This is a genomic window from Methylocystis sp. (assembly GCF_050251305.1).
In the GTDB taxonomy this organism is placed as follows: Bacteria; Pseudomonadota; Alphaproteobacteria; order Rhizobiales; family Beijerinckiaceae; genus Methylocystis.
The window spans coordinates 15,142-33,408 of sequence record NZ_JBFWNB010000022.1 but is presented as its reverse complement, the minus strand read 5'-3'; the positions used below and the strand labels follow the sequence as shown (position 1 = coordinate 33,408).

21 protein-coding genes are annotated in these 18,267 nt (G+C 63.9%); 6 read left to right on the top strand and 15 right to left on the bottom strand.

The genetic code is table 11. The features are described from left to right. Positions 1–8: 8 nt before the first annotated feature. The 7 genes from phoU to AB7F41_RS09425 all read right to left on the bottom strand — a co-directional run bounded on the left by phoU (position 9) and on the right by AB7F41_RS09425 (position 6,947). The gene (gene phoU / locus AB7F41_RS09455) at positions 9–725 is read right to left on the bottom strand and encodes a phosphate signaling complex protein PhoU (protein ID WP_428382382.1); all 717 of its coding nucleotides are present in this window, start codon (positions 723–725) and stop codon (positions 9–11) included. 24 nt (positions 726–749) lie between these two features. Beyond that, positions 750–1,535: a phosphate ABC transporter ATP-binding protein PstB gene (gene pstB / locus AB7F41_RS09450; RefSeq protein ID WP_428382381.1), complete on the bottom strand. Its 786-nt coding sequence runs from the start codon at positions 1,533–1,535 to the stop codon at positions 750–752. Then, entirely contained in the window at positions 1,532–2,374 is an 843-nt protein-coding gene (gene pstA, locus AB7F41_RS09445; RefSeq protein ID WP_428382379.1) for a phosphate ABC transporter permease PstA, read from the bottom strand. The genes pstB and pstA overlap by 4 nt, the downstream gene beginning before the upstream one ends. Before the next feature lie 12 nt (positions 2,375–2,386). Then, positions 2,387–3,304 carry a phosphate ABC transporter permease subunit PstC gene (gene pstC, locus AB7F41_RS09440; RefSeq protein WP_428382377.1) on the bottom strand — a complete coding sequence of 306 codons (918 nt, stop codon included), beginning with the start codon at positions 3,302–3,304 and terminating at the stop codon, positions 2,387–2,389. A gap of 221 nt (positions 3,305–3,525) precedes the next feature. After that, positions 3,526–4,584, bottom strand: a complete 1,059-nt coding sequence (pstS, locus tag AB7F41_RS09435) for a phosphate ABC transporter substrate-binding protein PstS (protein WP_428382375.1) — start codon at positions 4,582–4,584, stop codon at positions 3,526–3,528. Between the two features lie 171 nt (positions 4,585–4,755). Next, on the bottom strand, positions 4,756–5,853 hold the full coding sequence (locus AB7F41_RS09430; protein ID WP_428382373.1) for an ATP-binding protein: 1,098 nt from the start codon (positions 5,851–5,853) through the stop codon (positions 4,756–4,758). Further along, positions 5,850–6,947 (bottom strand): lysylphosphatidylglycerol synthase domain-containing protein, encoded by a 1,098-nt coding sequence (locus tag AB7F41_RS09425; protein ID WP_428382371.1) that lies wholly within the window; start codon positions 6,945–6,947, stop codon positions 5,850–5,852. The genes AB7F41_RS09430 and AB7F41_RS09425 overlap by 4 nt, the downstream gene beginning before the upstream one ends. Positions 6,948–7,263: 316 nt before the next feature. Between AB7F41_RS09425 and AB7F41_RS09420 the strand changes: the two genes are divergently transcribed. Next, entirely contained in the window at positions 7,264–7,611 is a 348-nt protein-coding gene (locus AB7F41_RS09420) for a four-helix bundle copper-binding protein (RefSeq protein ID WP_428382369.1), read from the top strand. A gap of 25 nt (positions 7,612–7,636) precedes the next feature. Here AB7F41_RS09420 and AB7F41_RS09415 read toward each other — a convergent pair whose 3' ends face one another. From AB7F41_RS09415 to fabA, 4 genes are all read right to left on the bottom strand, one after another. Then, complete coding sequence (locus AB7F41_RS09415; protein ID WP_428382367.1) at positions 7,637–7,945, bottom strand: c-type cytochrome; 309 nt, start codon at positions 7,943–7,945, stop codon at positions 7,637–7,639. Positions 7,946–7,949: 4 nt separating this feature from the next. Next, positions 7,950–8,759, bottom strand: a complete 810-nt coding sequence (gene fabI, locus AB7F41_RS09410) for an enoyl-ACP reductase FabI (protein ID WP_428382366.1) — start codon at positions 8,757–8,759, stop codon at positions 7,950–7,952. A gap of 152 nt (positions 8,760–8,911) precedes the next feature. Then, a complete protein-coding gene (gene fabB, locus AB7F41_RS09405; RefSeq protein WP_428382364.1) occupies positions 8,912–10,135 on the bottom strand; it encodes a beta-ketoacyl-ACP synthase I in 1,224 nt (407 codons plus the stop codon). A 56-nt stretch (positions 10,136–10,191) separates the two neighbouring features. Continuing rightward, complete coding sequence (fabA, locus tag AB7F41_RS09400; RefSeq protein WP_428382478.1) at positions 10,192–10,710, bottom strand: 3-hydroxyacyl-[acyl-carrier-protein] dehydratase FabA; 519 nt, start codon at positions 10,708–10,710, stop codon at positions 10,192–10,194. A 212-nt stretch (positions 10,711–10,922) separates the two neighbouring features. On the opposite strand from fabA, the gene irrA reads away from it, so the two are divergent. The 3 genes from irrA to AB7F41_RS09385 all read left to right on the top strand — a co-directional run bounded on the left by irrA (position 10,923) and on the right by AB7F41_RS09385 (position 12,827). Continuing rightward, entirely contained in the window at positions 10,923–11,369 is a 447-nt protein-coding gene (gene irrA / locus AB7F41_RS09395; RefSeq protein ID WP_428382362.1) for an iron response transcriptional regulator IrrA, read from the top strand. Between the two features lie 100 nt (positions 11,370–11,469). Then, positions 11,470–12,456 (top strand): sensor histidine kinase, encoded by a 987-nt coding sequence (locus AB7F41_RS09390; RefSeq protein WP_428382361.1) that lies wholly within the window; start codon positions 11,470–11,472, stop codon positions 12,454–12,456. After that, positions 12,453–12,827, top strand: coding sequence for a response regulator (locus tag AB7F41_RS09385; RefSeq protein WP_428382359.1), 375 nt, complete (start codon positions 12,453–12,455; stop codon positions 12,825–12,827). The genes AB7F41_RS09390 and AB7F41_RS09385 overlap by 4 nt, the downstream gene beginning before the upstream one ends. Here AB7F41_RS09385 and AB7F41_RS09380 read toward each other — a convergent pair whose 3' ends face one another. Continuing rightward, positions 12,828–13,439, bottom strand: a complete 612-nt coding sequence (locus AB7F41_RS09380) for an SH3 domain-containing protein (RefSeq protein ID WP_428382476.1) — start codon at positions 13,437–13,439, stop codon at positions 12,828–12,830. A gap of 191 nt (positions 13,440–13,630) precedes the next feature. Here AB7F41_RS09380 and AB7F41_RS09375 point away from each other — a divergent pair, with 191 nt between their 5' ends. Further along, positions 13,631–14,626 (top strand): 2-hydroxyacid dehydrogenase, encoded by a 996-nt coding sequence (locus AB7F41_RS09375; RefSeq protein ID WP_428382357.1) that lies wholly within the window; start codon positions 13,631–13,633, stop codon positions 14,624–14,626. A gap of 64 nt (positions 14,627–14,690) precedes the next feature. Further along, positions 14,691–15,179: an META domain-containing protein gene (locus tag AB7F41_RS09370; RefSeq protein ID WP_428382355.1), complete on the top strand. Its 489-nt coding sequence runs from the start codon at positions 14,691–14,693 to the stop codon at positions 15,177–15,179. Positions 15,180–15,271: 92 nt separating this feature from the next. Here AB7F41_RS09370 and AB7F41_RS09365 read toward each other — a convergent pair whose 3' ends face one another. The 3 genes from AB7F41_RS09365 to AB7F41_RS09355 form a co-directional block, all read right to left on the bottom strand. Next, on the bottom strand, positions 15,272–16,090 hold the full coding sequence (locus AB7F41_RS09365) for a universal stress protein (RefSeq protein WP_428382354.1): 819 nt from the start codon (positions 16,088–16,090) through the stop codon (positions 15,272–15,274). Positions 16,091–16,165: 75 nt separating this feature from the next. Then, positions 16,166–17,659 (bottom strand): histidine--tRNA ligase, encoded by a 1,494-nt coding sequence (hisS, locus tag AB7F41_RS09360; RefSeq protein ID WP_428382353.1) that lies wholly within the window; start codon positions 17,657–17,659, stop codon positions 16,166–16,168. Positions 17,660–17,775: 116 nt separating this feature from the next. After that, positions 17,776–18,222, bottom strand: coding sequence for a GIY-YIG nuclease family protein (locus tag AB7F41_RS09355; RefSeq protein WP_428382351.1), 447 nt, complete (start codon positions 18,220–18,222; stop codon positions 17,776–17,778). Positions 18,223–18,267 lie beyond the last annotated feature (45 nt).

The following is an 18,267-nucleotide window of genomic DNA, read 5'->3' as shown; positions in this document are numbered from 1 at the left end:
CGCCTCTCTCATTGCGCCGCCTCGTCCTTCACGCCGAAGTCGGGGACGCGCGACTTCGGCCGCTCGGTGGGCATTGCCTCGCCGGTGACGAGATAGACGACGGTTTCCGAAATATTGGTCGTGTGATCGCCGATCCGCTCCAGATTTTTCGAGCAGAACAGCAGATGCGTGCAGAAGGAGATGTTGCGCGGGTCCTCCATCATGAAGGTGAGGAGATCGCGGAACACCGAATCCTCCAGCGCGTCCAGATCGGAATCATTATGCCATACCGCGCGCGCGCGTTCGGTGTCGCGCAAGGCGTAGGCGTCGAGCGCGTCCTTGAGCTGCATCGCGGCGACTTCATGCATCGACTTGAGGCCGACGATCGCGCGCGGCACGCGCGCCTCCGACACGATCTTGAGCGTTCGCTTGGCGATGTTCTTGGCAAGATCGCCGACGCGTTCGATATCGCCGGAAATGCGGATCGCGGCGATGCATTCGCGCAAATCCACCGCGAGCGGCTGCCGACGCGCGATCGTGAGGATGGCGTTCTCCTCGATCTCGCGCTGCAGCGCGTCGAGCCGCGGATCGCTGGAGACGACCCGGTGGGCGAGGTCGACGTCGAAGCTGGAGAGCGCATCCATCGCCTCGGCCAGCATCTTTTCCGCAACGCCGCCCATTTCAGCGATGCGCCGTCCAAGGGACTCGAGGTCCCGGTCGTAGGATTTGACAATATGATCGCTCATGAGCGCCGTCCCTGAATCGCTGGTTTAGCCAAAACGGCCGGTAATGTAGTCGAGCGTGCGCTTTTCTTTCGGCTTGTTGAACACATCATCCGTCTCGCCAAATTCGACGAGTTCGCCGAGATACATGAAGGCGGTAAAGTCGGAGACGCGCACCGCTTGCTGCATGTTGTGAGTGACGATCGCGATCGTGTAGCGGTTGGTGAGCTCGTCGATGAGTTCTTCGACCTTCGCCGTCGAAATCGGATCGAGCGCCGAGCAGGGTTCGTCGAACAGGATGACTTCCGGCTGCACGGCGACGCTGCGCGCGATGCAGAGCCGCTGCTGCTGTCCGCCGGACAGGCCGAGGCCGCTGGCGTGGAGCTTGTCCTTCACCTCATCCCAGAGCGCCGCGCCGCGCAGCGCCGCCTCGACGCGCGCGTCGAGATCGGCGCGCGGCAGTTTTTCATACAGCCGAATGCCGAAGGCGATGTTCTCGTAGATCGACATCGGGAAGGGCGTCGGCTTCTGGAAGATCATGCCGACCCGCGAGCGCAGGGCGTTGAGATCGATCGCCGGGTCGAGAATGTTCTCGCCGTCGAGCAGCACCTCTCCCTCGGCGCGCTGTCCCGGGTAGAGATCGTACATCCGGTTCAGCACGCGCAGCAAAGTCGACTTGCCGCAGCCCGAAGGGCCGATGAACGCCGTCACTTTGTTGGCGCGCAACGGCAGGTTGATGTTCTTCAGCGATCGATCGGCGCCGTAATAGAAATCCAGGCTATTGACCGAGATTTTCGTCGCTGGGTCTTTCGGGGCTTGGACAGCGGCGTTCATTTCGATTTCCTCCGGCCGGCGCTCAGGGTGCGCGCGACGATAGACAGGACGAGAACTGCGACGGTGATGAGCAGCGCGCCCGTCCAGGCGAGTTGCTGCCAGTCCTTGTAGGGCGAGAGCGCGAACTGGAAGATGACGACCGGCAGGCTCGCCATCGGCGCGGCAAGATCCGTGCTCCAGAACTGATTGTTGAGCGCGGTGAACAGCAGCGGCGCGGTCTCGCCGGAAACGCGCGCCACAGCGAGCAGGACGCCGGTGACGAGGCCCGCCTTGGCGGCGCGATAGGCGACGCTGGAGATGACATGCGCCCGCGGCGCGCCGAGCGCGGCGGCGGCCTCGCGCATCGATCCCGGCACGAGCAGCAGCATGTCCTCCGTCGTCCGCAGGACGACCGGAACGACGAGCAGCGCCAGCGCCGCGGCGCCGGAGATCGCCGAGAAATGCCCCATCGGGTGCACGAGGATCTCGTAGATGAACAGGCCGATGACGATCGACGGCGCGCTGAGCAGAATATCGTTGATGAAGCGCACGACGGTCGTAAGCTTGGAATAGCGCCCGTATTCGGCCATGTAAGTCCCGGCCAGCATGCCGAGCGGCGTGCCGATCGCGACGCCGATCACCGTCATGATCAACGAGCCGACAATCGCGTTGAGCAGTCCGCCGGCGCTGCCCGGGGGCGGCGTCATTTGGGTAAAGACCACCGGCGACAGTCCGCGGACGCCTTCATAGACAAGCGCCACAAGGATCAGGAACAGCCAGGCCAGGCCGAAAATCGCCGCCGCCCAGCAGAGCGTGGTGGCGATGGAGTTGGCGCTGCGCCGAGATGCGTAAAGCGACATTGAGCGTCTCCGTTACGCCGAATTCCGTTCGATGCGCATCAGCATGTATCGCGCGATCGCAAGAACGACGAAGGTGATGAAGAACAGGATCAGGCCCAGCTGGATCAGAGATGACGTGTAGAGATCGCCGACGGCTTCGGTGAATTCATTGGCGATGGTCGCCGAAATCGTGGTGCCTGGCGCGAGCAGCGATCCCGAAATCTTGTGGGCGTTGCCGATGACGAAGGTGACGGCCATCGTTTCGCCAAGCGCGCGCCCAAGCCCGAGCATGACGCCGCCAATCACGCCGACCCGCGTGTAGGGGATCACGACGTAGCGCATCACTTCCCAGGTCGTGCAGCCGATGCCCGTGGCCGCCTCCTTGAGAACGGACGGCACGGTTTCGAAGACGTCGCGGGAGATCGAGGCGACGAAGGGCAGCACCATGATCGCGAGGATGAAGCCGGCGGTCAGCATGCCGATTCCATAAGGCGGGCCTGCGAACAGCGTTGAGAACACCGGGATGTCGCCAAACGCCGCAATCAACGCCGGCTGGACATGCGTTTGGAGAAACGGCGCCAGAACGAAGAGACCCCAGATGCCGTAGATGATCGACGGGATTCCGGCGAGCAGCTCGATCGCCGTGCCGATCGGCCGGCGCAGCACATAGGGGCAGAGCTCGGTCAGGAACACCGCGACGCCAAGGCCGACGGGAACCGCGATCGCCATCGCGATGATCGACGTCATCACCGTGCCGTAGATCGCCGGAAGCGCGCCGAAATTCTCGGTGACGGGATTCCATGACTGCGAAACGAAAAAGCCGAGACCAAAGGCCTTCATCGATGGCCACGAGCCGTAGACGAGCGAGATGATGACGCCGCCGAGGATCGCCAGCACGATCACCGCCGAAGCGCGCGTCATCTCACGAAATATTCGGTCGACAAGCGCCATTCGTCCCAGGACGCGCGTTCGGTCGGGGGCGACTGACGTCGACGATGTCTGCTGCAAGACTACTTCCGACATATCCGAACCTGCTTCCTCGCCGGATCCGTTCGCGCTTCGCCGGCTCGGCTCGATTGAGAACATTTCGTTCAACTCCCGGCGTCGTTCATCGAGAACTGCGCCAATGAAATCGACGGCCGCATCGAGCGGCCGCCGGTTTTATCGAGCCGTCACTGCGGCCGCGTCGCGAGAGACAGCGGCTTGCCGTCACTCCCCTTGACGCTCGACCAGCTCTTTTTGATCAGCTCGACGACGGATTTCGGCATCGGAATGTAGTCGAGCTCTTCGGCCATTTTCCCGCCATGCGCGAAAGCCCAGCCAAAGAACTTCATGGCTTCGCCCGCAGCGGCTTCGTCCTTCGGCTCCTTGGGCAGAAGGATAAAGGTGGCGGCGGTGATCGGCCAGGCCTTGGCGCCAGGCTCATTGGTCAGGATTTCGTAGAATCCCGGCGCATGCGCCCAATCCGCGCCCGCGGCGGCCGCCTGGAAGGACTCCATGCTGGGCGCAACGGCCTTGCCGTCCTTGTTGACCATTTTCGTATGGCTCAACTTGTTCTGCTTGGCGTAGGCGTATTCGACGTAGCCGATCGACCCTTTGGTGTTGGCGACGTTGTTCGCGACGCCTTCATTGCCCTTGGCGCCAATGCCGACCGGCCATTCGACCGAAGTGTTCGCGCCAACTTTCGACTCCCAGTCGGGCGACGCCTTCGAGAGATAGTTGGTGAAGTTGAAGGTCGTTCCGGATCCGTCGGAACGATGCACGACGACGATCGGCGACGAAGACAGCTTCGCCTTCGGGTTGAGCTTCTTGATCGCCGGATCGTCCCACTTGGCGATCTCGCCCAGGAAGATCTTCGCCAGAGTCGGACCGTCGAGCGTGAGCTCCCCGCCCGACATGCCGGCGAGGTTGACGACCGGCACGATGCCGCCGATGACCTGCGGCCACTGGATCAGGCTGGCGGCCTCGAGGTCCTCGGGCTTCAGCGGCTGGTCGGTGGCGCCGAAGGTGACGGTCCGCGCCTTGATCTGCTTGATGCCGCCGCCGGAGCCGATCGACTGGTAGTTCAGCCCGCTGCCCGTCTCTTTCTTATAGGCTTCGGCCCATTTGGCGTAGATCGGATAGGGGAAGGTGGCGCCGGCGCCGGAGATGTCCAGCGCCGTCGCCGCGCCGACCATAGCGGCGAGAGCGAGCGCTGCGCCAGCGCCGCGCCTGAAAATCGTCGAGATCATTTGAAGGTCTCTTTCGCTCGAGAACAGACTAGCGGCGCGCGCCCCGCGTCGCCGCGCGCGAGAACCTATCGGGCCGACAATAGCGTTTCGTGACACAAATATTACAGTATAATGACAACAACAATATATTCAATTCATTGGCTTACCGTTGATTTCACGGGCCGGCCGACCTCACGCCGCTTCGCCCGCCGGCAGGATCACCCGAAACAGCGTTCCCTCGCCAATCGCGGACTCGATCGCGAGCCGGCCGCGGTGGCGCAGCACGATATGTTTGACGATGGCGAGCCCGAGCCCAGTCCCGCCTTTCGCGCGGCTTTTGCCGGCGTCGACGCGATAGAAGCGCTCCGTCAGTCGCGGAATATGCTCCGGCGCGACACCCGGTCCGTAGTCCCGCACCGAAAGCACGACGAGCGCGCCCTGCCTGGCGAGCGACACGTCGATCGGCTTGCAGGCGCCGTCGTCGCCGCAGCCATATTTGAGAGCGTTCTCGACGAGATTCTCAATGACGCGGGCAAGCTCGTCCCGATCGCCCGGCGCCACGACGTTCGGCTCAAGGTCAAGATTGATGGCGACGCCCCGCTCCTCGGCCATCTGCGACAGCGTATCGACGATATGCGTGACGAGCAGCGTCAGATCGACGGGCGTCGCCGGCCGCAGATGCATATGCTGCTCGATGCGCGACAGCGAGAGCAGATCATCGACGAGGCGCGCCATCCGTTCGGCCTGCTCGCGCATGATGCCGAGAAATTTGTTGCGCGTCACGGCGTCTTCGCGGGCCGGACCCTGCAGGGTCTCGACGAAGCCGAGCAGCGACGCAAGGGGCGTGCGCAGCTCATGGCTGGCGTTGGCCACGAAGTCGACGCGCATCCGCTCCACGCGCCGGGACTCGGTAAGATCGCGCAGGCTGACCATGGCGGCGGGCTCGAACCCCTCGATCTGCATCGGCGCGATATGGGCCTCGAACCAGCATTCCACCGGCAGCCGCTCGACCCACACGGTCTTTTCGGCCTCGCCGCCGGCGAGCACGCGGGCGACGGCGTCGAGCATGTCGGGCGAGCGGAGACTGCGCGACAGCGGTTCGCCCAGACGAACGGCCGGCGAGAGCGCCTGCGCCGCCGCATTGATCGCCGCGACATGGGTTTCGGAGTCGATGACGAAGATCGGCTCCGGAAGCGCATTGATCAGCGGCGCCAGGAGATCAATCGCCTGATCGCGCCATTTCCGCCTCACGTTCGACTGCGTCGTGGCGACGGTTCCGACGTGGGTCAATTTGACCGCTCCTCAACGATGCGCGCAATCGCGCCGCGCAACGTCGCCCAGCGGCGCGCCCCCTCGTCAGCGCCCAAGAGCGCGAGCGCGACGATGAAGGGAATGAAATAGTAGATCACCCGAAACAGCAGCAGCGACGCCAAAAGGCTCTCCTGCGAGGCCGCGGGAACGGCGTGGAGCATGGTCGCTTCGAAAACGCCGATGCCCCCCGGCGCATGGCTGATGACGCCGAGAATGCAGGCTACGATATAGACCGCGACAAAGGGAATGAAGTCCAGCGGGACGCCCTGGGGCAGCAGCACATAGAGCGCGCCCGAAGCGCAGCACAGATCGGCCACGCCGAGCGCGAACTGCGCCACCGTCGGAACGAAGCCCGGCAGCTCCAGCGCATGGCCGCGAAGCTTGATGCTGCGGCGCTCGATTGTCACCCAGACGAAATACAGGAGCACGCCGGCAAGTATGAGCACGCCCGGAATGACGTGAACGAAGGCCGGCGCGCCGTCGAGCGCGGCAAGCGCGCTCGCGCCGTAAACGAAGCCGACGCCCATCATCAAGGTCATGCCGAGCCAGAAGGTCACGCCGGCGAAAACAGTGATGTTGGCGACCTGCAGCGCCGACAGGGCCACGCGCGAATAGATCCAGTAGCGCACGGCCGCGGAGGTTATGACGGGAAATCCGAGATTGAAGGAAATGGCGTAGCTCGCGAAGGACGCGAGCGCAGCCACCCTGTACGGCGCACGCGCGCGCATGTGGCGCAGCGCGATGACGTCATAGCCTGTCAGGAAAAGGTAGGAGAGCGCAGAGAGCGCGAGCGCCTTCAGAATCTGCGCGGCGCTTGTCGCGCGAAAGGCGGTCAGCAGATCGGCGTAGCGGAGATTCGAGAGCGTCGTGCCGAGAACATATGCGGCAAGCCCGAAGACGGCGAGGCTCGCCGCCACGCCCAAGACACTGAGAGCGCCTTTCGGCAGCCGCTGCCGCAGCACATCGAAGAACCCGCCAGGGCTTTGACGCCGCACGACGGGCAGACCCGGCGGCGGGGCGTCCGTGAGATCGTTCACGAGTTCGTTCATGAGATCATTATCGCGCGGGGTCATATCGACCGCCGCCCTGCATCCGCCACTGGGAATTTGGAGCCCCTACCTAATGCGCACAGACGTTTGGTCGCCATGTCCTTGCAGAGTCGTCGTTCAAGGCTCGTCCCGTTCAATCCCTTAATCATGTCACAGCAATGACTAGCACAATCTCGGTCATTCGGATCCTCAAAAGGTTGGCGCTCCGGGGCGCGCCGTCAAGCCCTCAAGCCGAAGCGCAGCCGAACGCGTCCGCCGCGCAATCTTGACCTGCGAGTCTCGCGAACTAGCTGCCTGCGGAGCGGCGCAGAGCCCAAAGCCTTAGGAGGAACCGACAATCATGCGAACGATCTCGAAGGAAATGCAGGCTTGTATCGACGCCTGCCTGAGCTGTTACCAGATGTGCTTCGGCATGGCGATGAGCCATTGCCTCGAGCAGGGCGGAGCGCATGTGAAGCCCAAACATTTCAGGGCGATGATCGCCTGCGCCGAAATGTGCCGCGACAGCGCGCATATGATGCTGATGGATTGGACGCAGGCGAAGAGTCTCTGCGCGCTGTGCGCGGAAGCATGCGAAACCTGCGCAAAGGAATGCGAAGCGCTTCCCGACATGAAGGACTGCGTCGACGAATGCCGTCGCTGCGCCGACGCGTGCCGCAAAATGTCGGGACAGAAGATGGCGGCTTAGCCGCCGACGCCGAACCGCTTGGCGGCTATTTGCCGCCAAGCCCCAAAATATAGCTCGCAAGCGAGTCGATCTCTTCGCGCGAGAGAATGATGTTCGGCATGTTCTTGTGCGACGAGCGCAGGAACACTTTCAGCGACAATTCCGTCGTCGACGGCATCTTGGCGACGTCGACGAATCGCGGCGCCTTCCGATCGCGACTCTCGTCGTCGATCCCGATGGCGTGACATGACGCGCATTCGGCTTTGGCGATTTGTTCGCCGGTCGCCGGATCGGCGCTCGCGGCGAACGCCGGCGCGCCAACGAGGACCAGAGCTAAAGAGAGCGCTATTCGCATGGCCTCACTCCTCGCCGTTCAAATCCTCGGGACGAGGCTGCAACATGATGTTGTAGCCAGCGTCGACGAGATGAATTTCCCCGGTCACCCCGCCCGACAGCTCCGACAGGAGATAGAGCGCCGAACCGCCGATTTCATCAAGCGTGATCATCCGGCGCAACGGACAATGCTTCTTTTGGAACGCGCCCATCGCGCGCGCGCCGGTGATGCCGGCGCCCGCCATGGTCCGCACGGGGCCAGGCGACAGCGCATTGACGCGGATGCCGCGCGCGCCGAAGTCGGCGGCGAGATAGCGCACCGATGAATCGAGCGCCGCCTTCGCGACGCCCATGACGTTGTAATTCGGCATCACGTGGGTGCCGCCGCCAAAACTCACCGTGAGCAGCGATCCACCGTTCTTCATCAACGCCGCCGCGCGGCGCGCGGCTTCGGTGAAGGAGAAACAGGAGACGACGAGCGTGCGAATGAAATTCTCGCGCGAGGTGTCGGCGTAAAGCCCCTTCAATTCGCTCTTGTCGGAATAGGCGATCGAATGGACGAGAAAATCCATATCGCCCCAGTCATATTCAAGACGCGCGAACGTCTGGTCCACCGTCGCAATGTCTTCGACGTCGCAAGGCAGCACCAGATTCGATCCGAGCGCCTCCGCGAGCGGCTTGACGCGCTTGCCCAGCGCCTCGCCCTGATAGGTGAACGCGAGCGTCGCGCCGTGACGCGCAAGAACGCGCGCAATGCCGTAGGCGATCGAATGATCATTCGCGACGCCCATGACGAGGCCGCGCTTACCGTGCATGAGACCAGTTGCAACTGTCATCTTTGTGATTGTCGTCTTTGGTGAGATGGAAAGGATGGGCCTAAGCCCTGCCGAAGAAAGACACAAGCAAAGAACGGCGCAATCGCTGACCGCGTTTCTCGACACGTCACGGCCGGATTAATCCGGCCGCGACCGATCGGCGGGCCTGAGGGTCAGGCGTCCGGATGCTTGAACACCAGTGTGGCGTTGGTGCCGCCAAATCCGAAGGAGTTCGACAGAACCGCGCCGAGCTTCACATTGTCGCGCCGCTCGCGCAGGATCGGCATGTCGGCGAATTCAGGGTCGAGCTCTTCGATATGGGCGCTTTCGCAGATGAAGCCGTTCTGCATCATCAGCAGCGAATAGATCGCCTCCTGGACGCCGGTCGCGCCGAGCGAATGGCCGGTCAGCGACTTCGTCGCGGCGATCGGCGGGCATTTGTCGCCGACGCCGAAAACTTCGCGCAGCGCTTCGATCTCCTTGGCGTCGCCAACCGGCGTCGCGGTGGCGTGCGGATTGATGTAGTCGATCGGGCATTTCACGGTCGCAAGCGCCTGCTGCATGCAGCGCACGGCGCCTTCGCCGGACGGCGCCACCATGTCGTGGCCGTCCGACGTCGCGCCATAGCCGGCGACCTCGGCGTAGATTTTCGCGCCGCGCGCCTTTGCGTGTTCGAGTTCTTCGAGCACCAGCACGCCGGCGCCGCCGGCGATGACGAATCCATCGCGATTCTTGTCATAGGCGCGCGAGGCCGTCGCCGGACGATCATTATAGGCGGAGGACATCGCGCCCATGGCGTCGAACAGGACGGAAAGCTCCCACTCCAGCTCTTCGCAGCCGCCGGCGAAAATCATGTCCTGCTTGCCGTATTGGATCAGCTCATAGGCGTTGCCGATGCAATGATTGGACGTGGCGCAGGCCGACGAAATCGAATAGTTGACGCCCTTGATCTTGAACCAGACGGCGAGCGTCGCCGAAGCGGTCGACGACATGCATTTCGGCACGGCGAAGGGACCGACCCGCTTCGGCCCCTTGGTGCGGGTGATGTCCGCCGCTTCGACAAGCGTGTGCGTCGAGGGACCGCCGGATCCCATGATGATGCCCGTGCGCTCATTCGAGATTTCGGCTTCGCTCAGTCCCGCGTCGGCGATCGCCTGATCCATGGCGACATGGTTCCAGGCGGTGCCGGTCGCATGAAAGCGCATGGCGCGGCGATCGACGACCGTCGAAGGGTCGAGTGACGGCAGGCCGTGAACCTGCGAACGGAACCCCAGTTCGGCGTATTTTTCAGCGCGCACGATGCCCGACTTCGCCTCGCGCAGCGAAGCGATCACTTCCTGGGTCGTGTTGCCAATCGACGACACGATGCCCATGCCGGTGACGACGACTCGTCTCATTGCTCCAACTCCCATGGCGTCCGGGCCTCAAGCTCTCCGTCGCCTTTTGTGAACGGTCAGGCGGCCGGCGCCTCTTTGGCGAGGCAGACCTTGAGGTCCTTGGCCTCGTAAATGCGCTCGCCATCCGCCGCGACCCAGCCGTCGGCCAAACCGATTACGAGCTTGCCTGTGCGCAGGCGCGTGAAGTCGACGCCATAAGTGACGAGCTTGGTATGCGGCCGCACCTGGCCGGAGAATTTCACCTCGCCGACCCCGAGCGCCATGCCGCGTCCAGGATTGTCGAGCCAGGCCAGATAAAAGCCGACCATCTGCCACAGCGCGTCCAGACCCAGACAGCCGGGCATCACGGGATTTCCCTTGAAGTGGCAGTCAAAGAACCAAAGGCTCGGCTTAACGTCGAGTTCGGCGCGCATATAGCCTTTGCCATGCGCGCCTCCCTCTTCGAAAATCTCGGTGATGCGGTCGAACATCAGCATCGGCGGCAGCGGCAGCTGCGCATTGCCGGGGCCGAACAGCTTCTCCTCGCCGCACGCCAGTAAATCCTCGTAGCCGAATGAGGAGCGCCTCTCGCCCATCGTTCCCTGTTCCTCGCGTTGGAGCCTCATGGAGGCCCGTCTCCCTTGCGTCGCCACGGACGCGCCCTTTTGCTTATGTGCGCCGATGACGCCGTTCTTGGGCGAAGCGATCCGTAACATAGCCTTGCGCAGGCCGAAAGCGCCGCCGCGGACCGCTTCCAACAGCCGAACGGCGTTGAATTTCCCGCCGTTCCCCCTATGATGGCCCTAGAATGAACGCTGACCCGATCCCGACCCACCCGCCAGACGCCGCGCCGCGCAGATCGGTCAGCGAACTGCTGGCCGATGCCGGCCTGCGGCCGACCCGGCAGCGGCTGGCGCTCGGCGAACTGCTGTTCGGCGAGGGCGGCGATCGGCATGTGACGGCGGAGCGGCTCTACGAAGAAGCGCTCGCCGCCGATCTCTCGGTGTCGCTCGCAACAGTGTATAATGCGCTGCACCAATTCACCCAGGCGGGTCTGCTGCGGGAGATCGCCGTCGACGGCGAGCGGGTCTATTTCGACACCAACACTGCCGACCACCACCATTTCCTACTTGAGGACGACGGCGAGCTTTACGACATCGACGGCGCCAACATATCGGTGTCCGATCTTCCTCGCCCGCCGGACGGTTTGCGCGTCGCGCGCATAGATGTCGTCGTGCGCCTTCGCCGCGCCTAAGCCCGCTCTATATCTCCGGGAGAAGACAGATTTCCAGAGAGCTCGGCGTCGCCGCGGGGCGTCGACCACTCTTTGGAAAAAAGGTTTCGGGCGGGGAGCAATGTCGCAACGGACAGCCGAAAAAGAAACCGAAATCACCTACGCGCAATTCAAGGCGCTCGCCAACTCTATGCCCAACCTCGCCTGGATGGCGCGTCCGGACGGCTGGATCTTTTGGTATAATGATCGCTGGTATGACTACACCGGCACGACTCCCGAGGACATGGCGGGATGGGGCTGGCAATCCGTGCATCATCCGGACGTGCTGCCCAAAATGCTGGAGCGCTGGACGCATGCCATCCAGCACGGCGAATTCTTCCAGATGATCTTCCCGCTGAGAGGCGCAGACGGACTCTATCGGCCGTTTCTGACGCGCGTCGAACCCCTGCGCGAGAACGGCGCCATCGTCGGCTGGTACGGCACCAACACCGACGTGACCGAACAGGAGCGCGATCGCGAGCGCCTGCAGCTTCTGATCGACGAGCTCAATCATCGGGTCAAGAACACGCTTGCGACAGTGCATTCCCTCGCCATGCACTCCTTGCGGGAATTGAAGCCGGATTCCGCGGAGCTGTTCGAAAATCGCCTCCTGGCGCTCGCGGCGGTGCATGACGTTCTGACCCGCGAGAATTGGACGAAGGCGGACATCGGCGAACTCGCGCGCACGGCGATCGCGCCGGGCGGCTCAGAGAACTTCGACGTCTCGGGGCCGCCCGTCGACGTTTGCCCGCGCATCGCATCGGCGCTGGCGATGACGCTGCACGAATTGTGCGCCAACGCCGTGAGACATGGATCGCTGTCGGCGCCAGGCGGACGAGTCGCCGTCGACTGGAGCGTCGATTCTGCGCGGCGAACGCCGATGCTCCATCTCGTCTGGCGCGAGCATGACGGACCGAGCGTGTCGCCCCCGTCCGACAAGGGGTTCGGCATGCGGCTGATCGAACGGACGCTGGCGGCGGACGCCGGCGCTCACGTCGCGGTCGAAATCCCGCCCGAGGGATTGCGCTGCGCAATGGACATTCCGCTAACCATGGACGTGCTCAAATGAGCCAACCACGCATTCTCATCGTCGAAGACGAGGCCGTCATCGCCATGGCGCTCGAGATGTTTCTCGAGGAGCTTGGCGCTCAGGTCGTGGCCAGCGCCGGGAATATTCAGGACGCGCTGCAAAAGGCGACCAACGAAGATTTCGACCTCGCCTTTCTCGACGTCAACCTCAATGGCCAGAAGGCGCATGTTCTGCCCGGCGTCCTCGAGCGCCGGCGGAAGCCCTTCGCCTTCGTCACCGGTTATGGCGAACAGGGCGTGCTCGCGGCGCACGCCGACGCGCCGGTCGTCACCAAGCCGTTCAGTCGGGGCGCCATTTCCACGGCGCTGGAGACGCTCAAGAGCCGTCTGCCGGCAAAGCCGTCCGCCTGACTATTCGAATTTCTCGCCGGGATAGACGCCCCAGAGATTTTCCTGCTGCATGTAGCCGTCGAAGCCCTTGCCGGCGATGCGGCACCATTGGCCGTCGCAGCCGCGCAAATTTCCGATCACGCCCGGACCGAGCTTCGCCGTCGGCGTCGAATGATCGGCGGCGACGAGCAGCTGCGGCTCCTTTTTCCAGGGCGCGACCAAGGCGGTGCGCCTTCCGGACAGCAGCGAATGCAGCACCCAGCCCTCGGAGCCTTCGGAATCGCGGATCTTGCGCCAGGTTTCGAATTCCGCAGTGATCTCGACCGGAAGCGCCGCGCGTTCATAGACCCAGAGCGTCGGATGTTCCTTGCTCGGCCCCTCCCGAACATTGACGCGATCCGATTTGAGGCTGACATAACGGGGCAAGGGCAGACCGCTGACCGGACCTTTTTGCGGCTCCTGAGCGTCGGCGTGCGCTGCGCAAAAAAACGCCGTCAGACACGCCGCGAGCAGAGCGCGCCGATGCTTCCGGAAATGCTCCCGAGCCCCTGAGAAACCTGTCGAAATTGGCGCAAATTCTGCATTTATCCGCGGCATGATGAAGTGATCGCTCGCTTGTCTTTGGCCCGTCATCTGGTAGGAAAGTCGAATGCGTCCGCCGAAGGGCGTATTGGTTTTGTCGCCGACCGCCGTTAAGACCCGGTTGAAGCCGGCGCACCCCGCCGGCGTCTTTTCATCCGCCGCCGCCTGGCGGCGAAGATCATAGCGCGAATCGCAGAATCGCTGCTGCGACACAACATAAACGCGGAGGCGCGACCAAGGATATGCCGAAAAAGAAGCCGCTCGTTGTCGTGTCGCGCCGGCTGCCCGAGGTGATCGAGACCCGCATGTGCGAGTTGTTCGACACGCGGCTTAATGAAAGCGACAAGCCGCTCACTCATGACGAACTCGTTGAGGCCATGCGCACCGCCGACGTGCTGGTGCCGACGATCACCGATCGCATCGACTCGCATCTGATCGCACAGGCCGGCGAACAAATGAAGCTCATCGCCAATTTCGGCAATGGCGTCGACAATATCGACGTCGCCTCGGCGCTTGACCGCTCGATCACCGTCACCAACACGCCCGGCGTTCTCACCGAAGACACGGCCGACATGACCATGGCGCTGATCCTGTCGGTGGCGCGCCGGCTCGTCGAAGGCGCGAGCGCGATCCCCGACGACGCCTGGGCCGGCTGGTCGCCGACCTGGATGCTCGGCCATCGAATCACCGGCAAGAGGCTCGGCATCGTCGGCATGGGCCGGATCGGCCAGGCCCTGGCGCGTCGCGCAAAAAGCTTCGGCCTTTCAATTCACTACCACAATCGCCGGCGAGTCTCGGCGGATATCGAAGAGCAGCTGGAGGCGACCTATTGGGAGTCGCTCGACCAGATGCTGGCGCGCGTCGACGTCGTGTCGATCCACTGCCCGCACACGCCGGCGACCTATCATCTTCTCTCCGCCCGCAGGCTGTCCCATCTGCGCCCCCACGCCATTCTGGTGAATACGGCGCGCGGCGAAATCGTTGACGAGAACGCGCTGGTCCGGATGCTCGAAGCTGAGGAGATGGCCGGAGCCGGCCTCGATGTCTTTGAGCACGAGCCCGCCGTCTCTCCCAAACTGCTGAAGCTCGCGAAGGCCGGAAAGGTCACGCTGCTGCCGCATATGGGCTCCGCGACGATCGAAGGCCGGATCGATATGGGCGAGAAAGTGATCATCAACATCAAAACCTTCATGGACGGCCACCGCCCGCCTGACCGCGTCCTGCCAAGCATGCTATAAGGCCTGCGCAGCGGCCGCGGCCGCCTTCGGGCGCAGGCCGCCTTACGGGAGGATAACTGACGCGATGAACAGGATTTTGCTCGCCTTAACCGCCTCGCTCTGCGCCGTTGCGCTCGCCGCCGCGCCAGCCGACGCCAAGAGCCGCGCAAAGTCGCCTCAAGGGGCGGAGCAGCAGCAACCGGAGGACGAAAACAAGGAGACGGGCGGCATTCCGCGCTATCAGCCCTTCCCGCACAATGTGAATTTCGTGCTCAAGGAGATCAACGGCAAAGCGCCGCCGGTGGAGATGTGGATCTCGATCGACTCGACGGGCCGCGCCAATGGCTTTTCGGGCTGCAAGAACTGGTCTGGCATCTTCATCATCGGGCCCAATCGCCTCGGCCCGCGCACCATGCCGGCGATCAATGAGCGCAAATGCGAAGGCCCGCTCGCGGCGTTCGAACGCGATTATTGGGCGGTCCTGCTCTCTGGCCCCTATTGGGACACCAAGGGCGACGATCTTTTCCTGAAGGGCGCGCAGGGCGGCGTCCTGCATTTCCAGCGTTCGCTGTAACGCCTGCGATCGTCATAGCGCGCGAAGCAATCCAGCGCAGGACGCTTTGCTGGATCGCTTCGGCGCATGCGCCGCGCAACGACGACCTATCGTTATTTCACCGGCGAGGCGAGCAGCGGACAGGGCGCCTCATGCAGCACGCGCTGCGTCGTTGAACCGCGCAGCGCTTCGAGCAGGCTTCGACGCCCGCGCGTCGGCATGGCGATCATGTCCGCCTTGATCTCCTGGGCATAGGAGAGAATCGTCTCGACGACCGGCCCGCGGCGCAATTCGATATGCGGGAGCAGCCCTTCGAAAATCGGCAGCTCCTCGCCGACATGCAGCATCATGACGTCGGCGGACGGATTGAGACAATGCGCCAGATCGGCGACGTGGCGGAAGGCGTCGAGCGGCGAGACCGACGCCTCGACGGGCATCAGCACCGTGTTGAGCGAGACCGCGCCCGTCTCCCGATCGACGAACCCCTTCTGATCCTCGCGCAGGAACAGCGCCGGCACATGAGTCTCGCGCGCCGTTTCCTCTGCGATCGAGCCGTCCAGCAGGCGCTCCAGCACGCTGCGCGGCCGGGTCATCATCACCAGCAGATCGCTCAAATGCCGCTCGACATAGGCGGAGATGCCGGCGACGGGCGATTCCGATTCGACCGACGCCTTGACGAATTTGACGCCAAGCTGGGCGGCGACCTCCTCACGGGACGCGCTCGGCGAGATCATCTTCCAGCGCGCGAGCATTTCGCGCACATGCGGAAAGCGATCCCAATCGTCGTCCTCGGACGCAGGCGCCTCGATATGCAGGACGTGCAGCATGCTCTTGCAGTCGACGGCGATCCGTAACGCATGGGCGAATGCGTCCAGACTCGCGAAGGAGAGATCGGTCGGATGAACGATTGATTTGGGCGTGTCGCCATTCATATGCGTTTGCTCCTCTGTCTCTTCGCGAAACCTATATGCGCCAGCCTGTGAGGCAATGATCAGCTTCGCCGCAGGCTAGATGTGCTCTTTCAGCGCCTTTGCGACCTGCTCGACGAGCTCGGCCTCCGGAACGGCGAACTGGGCGGGGCGAAGCGCCTTCCATTCCTCATTGGTGGCGATATTGGCGGCCGCCCTTGCGCCGGCGACGAGATCCTTGAGGGTGACTTCCCCTCGCGCCTTTTCGTCGGAGCCCTGAATGACGGCCAGCGGGCTGTTGCGGCGGTCGGCGTATTTCATCTGCGCCTTCATGCCCGCCGCGCCGAGATAGATTTCGGCGGCGATGCCGGCGTTGCGCAGCTGCGCCGCGATCCGCTGATAGTCGGCGAGCCTGTCGCGATCGAGCACCAGCACCACCACCGGGCCGACATGCGGACGCGCCGAGACGATTGGGCTGCCGATGAGCTTGAGCGCCGCAAAGAGCCTGGACACGCCGATCGAGAAGCCGGTCGCCGGCGTATTCTCCGGCCTGAAGCGCCCGACGAGGCCGTCGTAGCGGCCGCCGCCGCCCACCGAGCCGAAGCGCACGGGATGTCCCTTCTCGTCGCGGGTCTCGAAGGTGAGGTCCGCCTCGAAAACGGGCCCGGTGTAATATTCGAGGCCGCGGACGATGCTGGGATCGATGCGGATGCGGTCGGGGCCGAAGCCGGCGTCGCGCGCGAGATCCTCGATCTCCAGGAGCTCCTCGGCGCCCTGCGCGCCGATCTCGCTCTTGCCGAGCAGGCCGAAGAGATCGAAGGCCGGCGCGCCGTCGCGATATTGGCCGCCGAGGCTGAACGACAGGACGGTGTCGATCGCCGGCAGATCGAGCCCCGCGCCTTTGGTGAAATCCCCGCTTTCGTCCTTGCGGCCCTCGCCGAGCAGCTGCCGGACGCCGTCGGGACCGAGCCGGTCGAGCTTGTCGATCGCGCGCAGCACGACGAGGCGTCGCGGCGCGTTTTCCTCGCCGGACAGGCCGATCGACTGCATCACGCCGTCGAGCACCTTACGGCTGTTGATCTTGATGACGTAATCGCCGCGCGCGATCCCCAGACGCTCCATCGCGTCGGCGGCCATCATGCAGATCTCGGCGTCGGCGGCGGGCGAGGCCGAGCCGACCGTGTCGGCGTCGAACTGCATGAACTGCCGAAACCGCCCGGGTCCCGGCTTTTCATTGCGATAGACCGGACCGACCCGATAGGAGCGATAGGGCTTGGGCAGCCGATCGAAATTCTGCGCGACGAAGCGCGCCAACGGCGCGGTCAGATCATAGCGCAGCGACAGCCATTGCTCGTCATCGTCCTGAAAGGAGAAAACCCCCTCATTGGGCCGATCCTGATCGGGCAGGAATTTGCCGAGCGCGTCAGTGTATTCGATCGCTGGCGTCTCCAGGGCCTCGAAGCCATAGAGTTCGTAGACCGAACGGATGACGTCGAGCATCCGGCCGGTGGCGGCGAGCTCCCCGGCTTCGCGGTCGGCGAGCCCACGCGGCGCGCGCGCTTCGACTTTGGTCGTTGTTTCGTCTTTGGACATCAGGACAGCTGCCTTGACCCTCTCCTTGACGGGGAGGGTCGGACTGCGACGCAGTCCGGGGTGGGGTGGCGATGCGCCGAGGGGTGAGGTTCGTCTCCGCTCGGCGTGCGCCTCCCTCAAGCGGGAGGCGGCGACTCGGCCGCCTTCCTAGCATTTTCCCACCGGGAAGGAAGCGCCGCGCCGGCCGGCCAATATCTCAAATGCGCAACGCAGCGCCGGCAATCCGAACTGCCGAAGCCGGCGACCGGGATCGGCAAATCGCCAAGGGCGGCGTTAAGGGCGCATTCGTCGCCCGCTTCCTCGACGAAGGCGCCAAGCACATGCGCCACGGCGGTGAGCCGATCGATATGCCAGTGGACGCGCTTTTTCGGCCGCATGTGCCGCGCGAGCCGCGCGCGCAATCCGCCGGGGCCGTTGGCGGAGCCGCAATACAGGTAATCGCCCGCGGGAAGCTGCGCCGCGATCTTTCCGAGGCGAATCTCGAGCGGCGCGTCGAGACGCAACGCCAGAGCATAAGCGCCGGAGGCGGCCGGAGCGGAGGCGGCCGAAGCGACAAAAATCATCTGCCCTTTCGGCGCTGACGCCCTCCCGCCGGGAGAGCGAAGGGC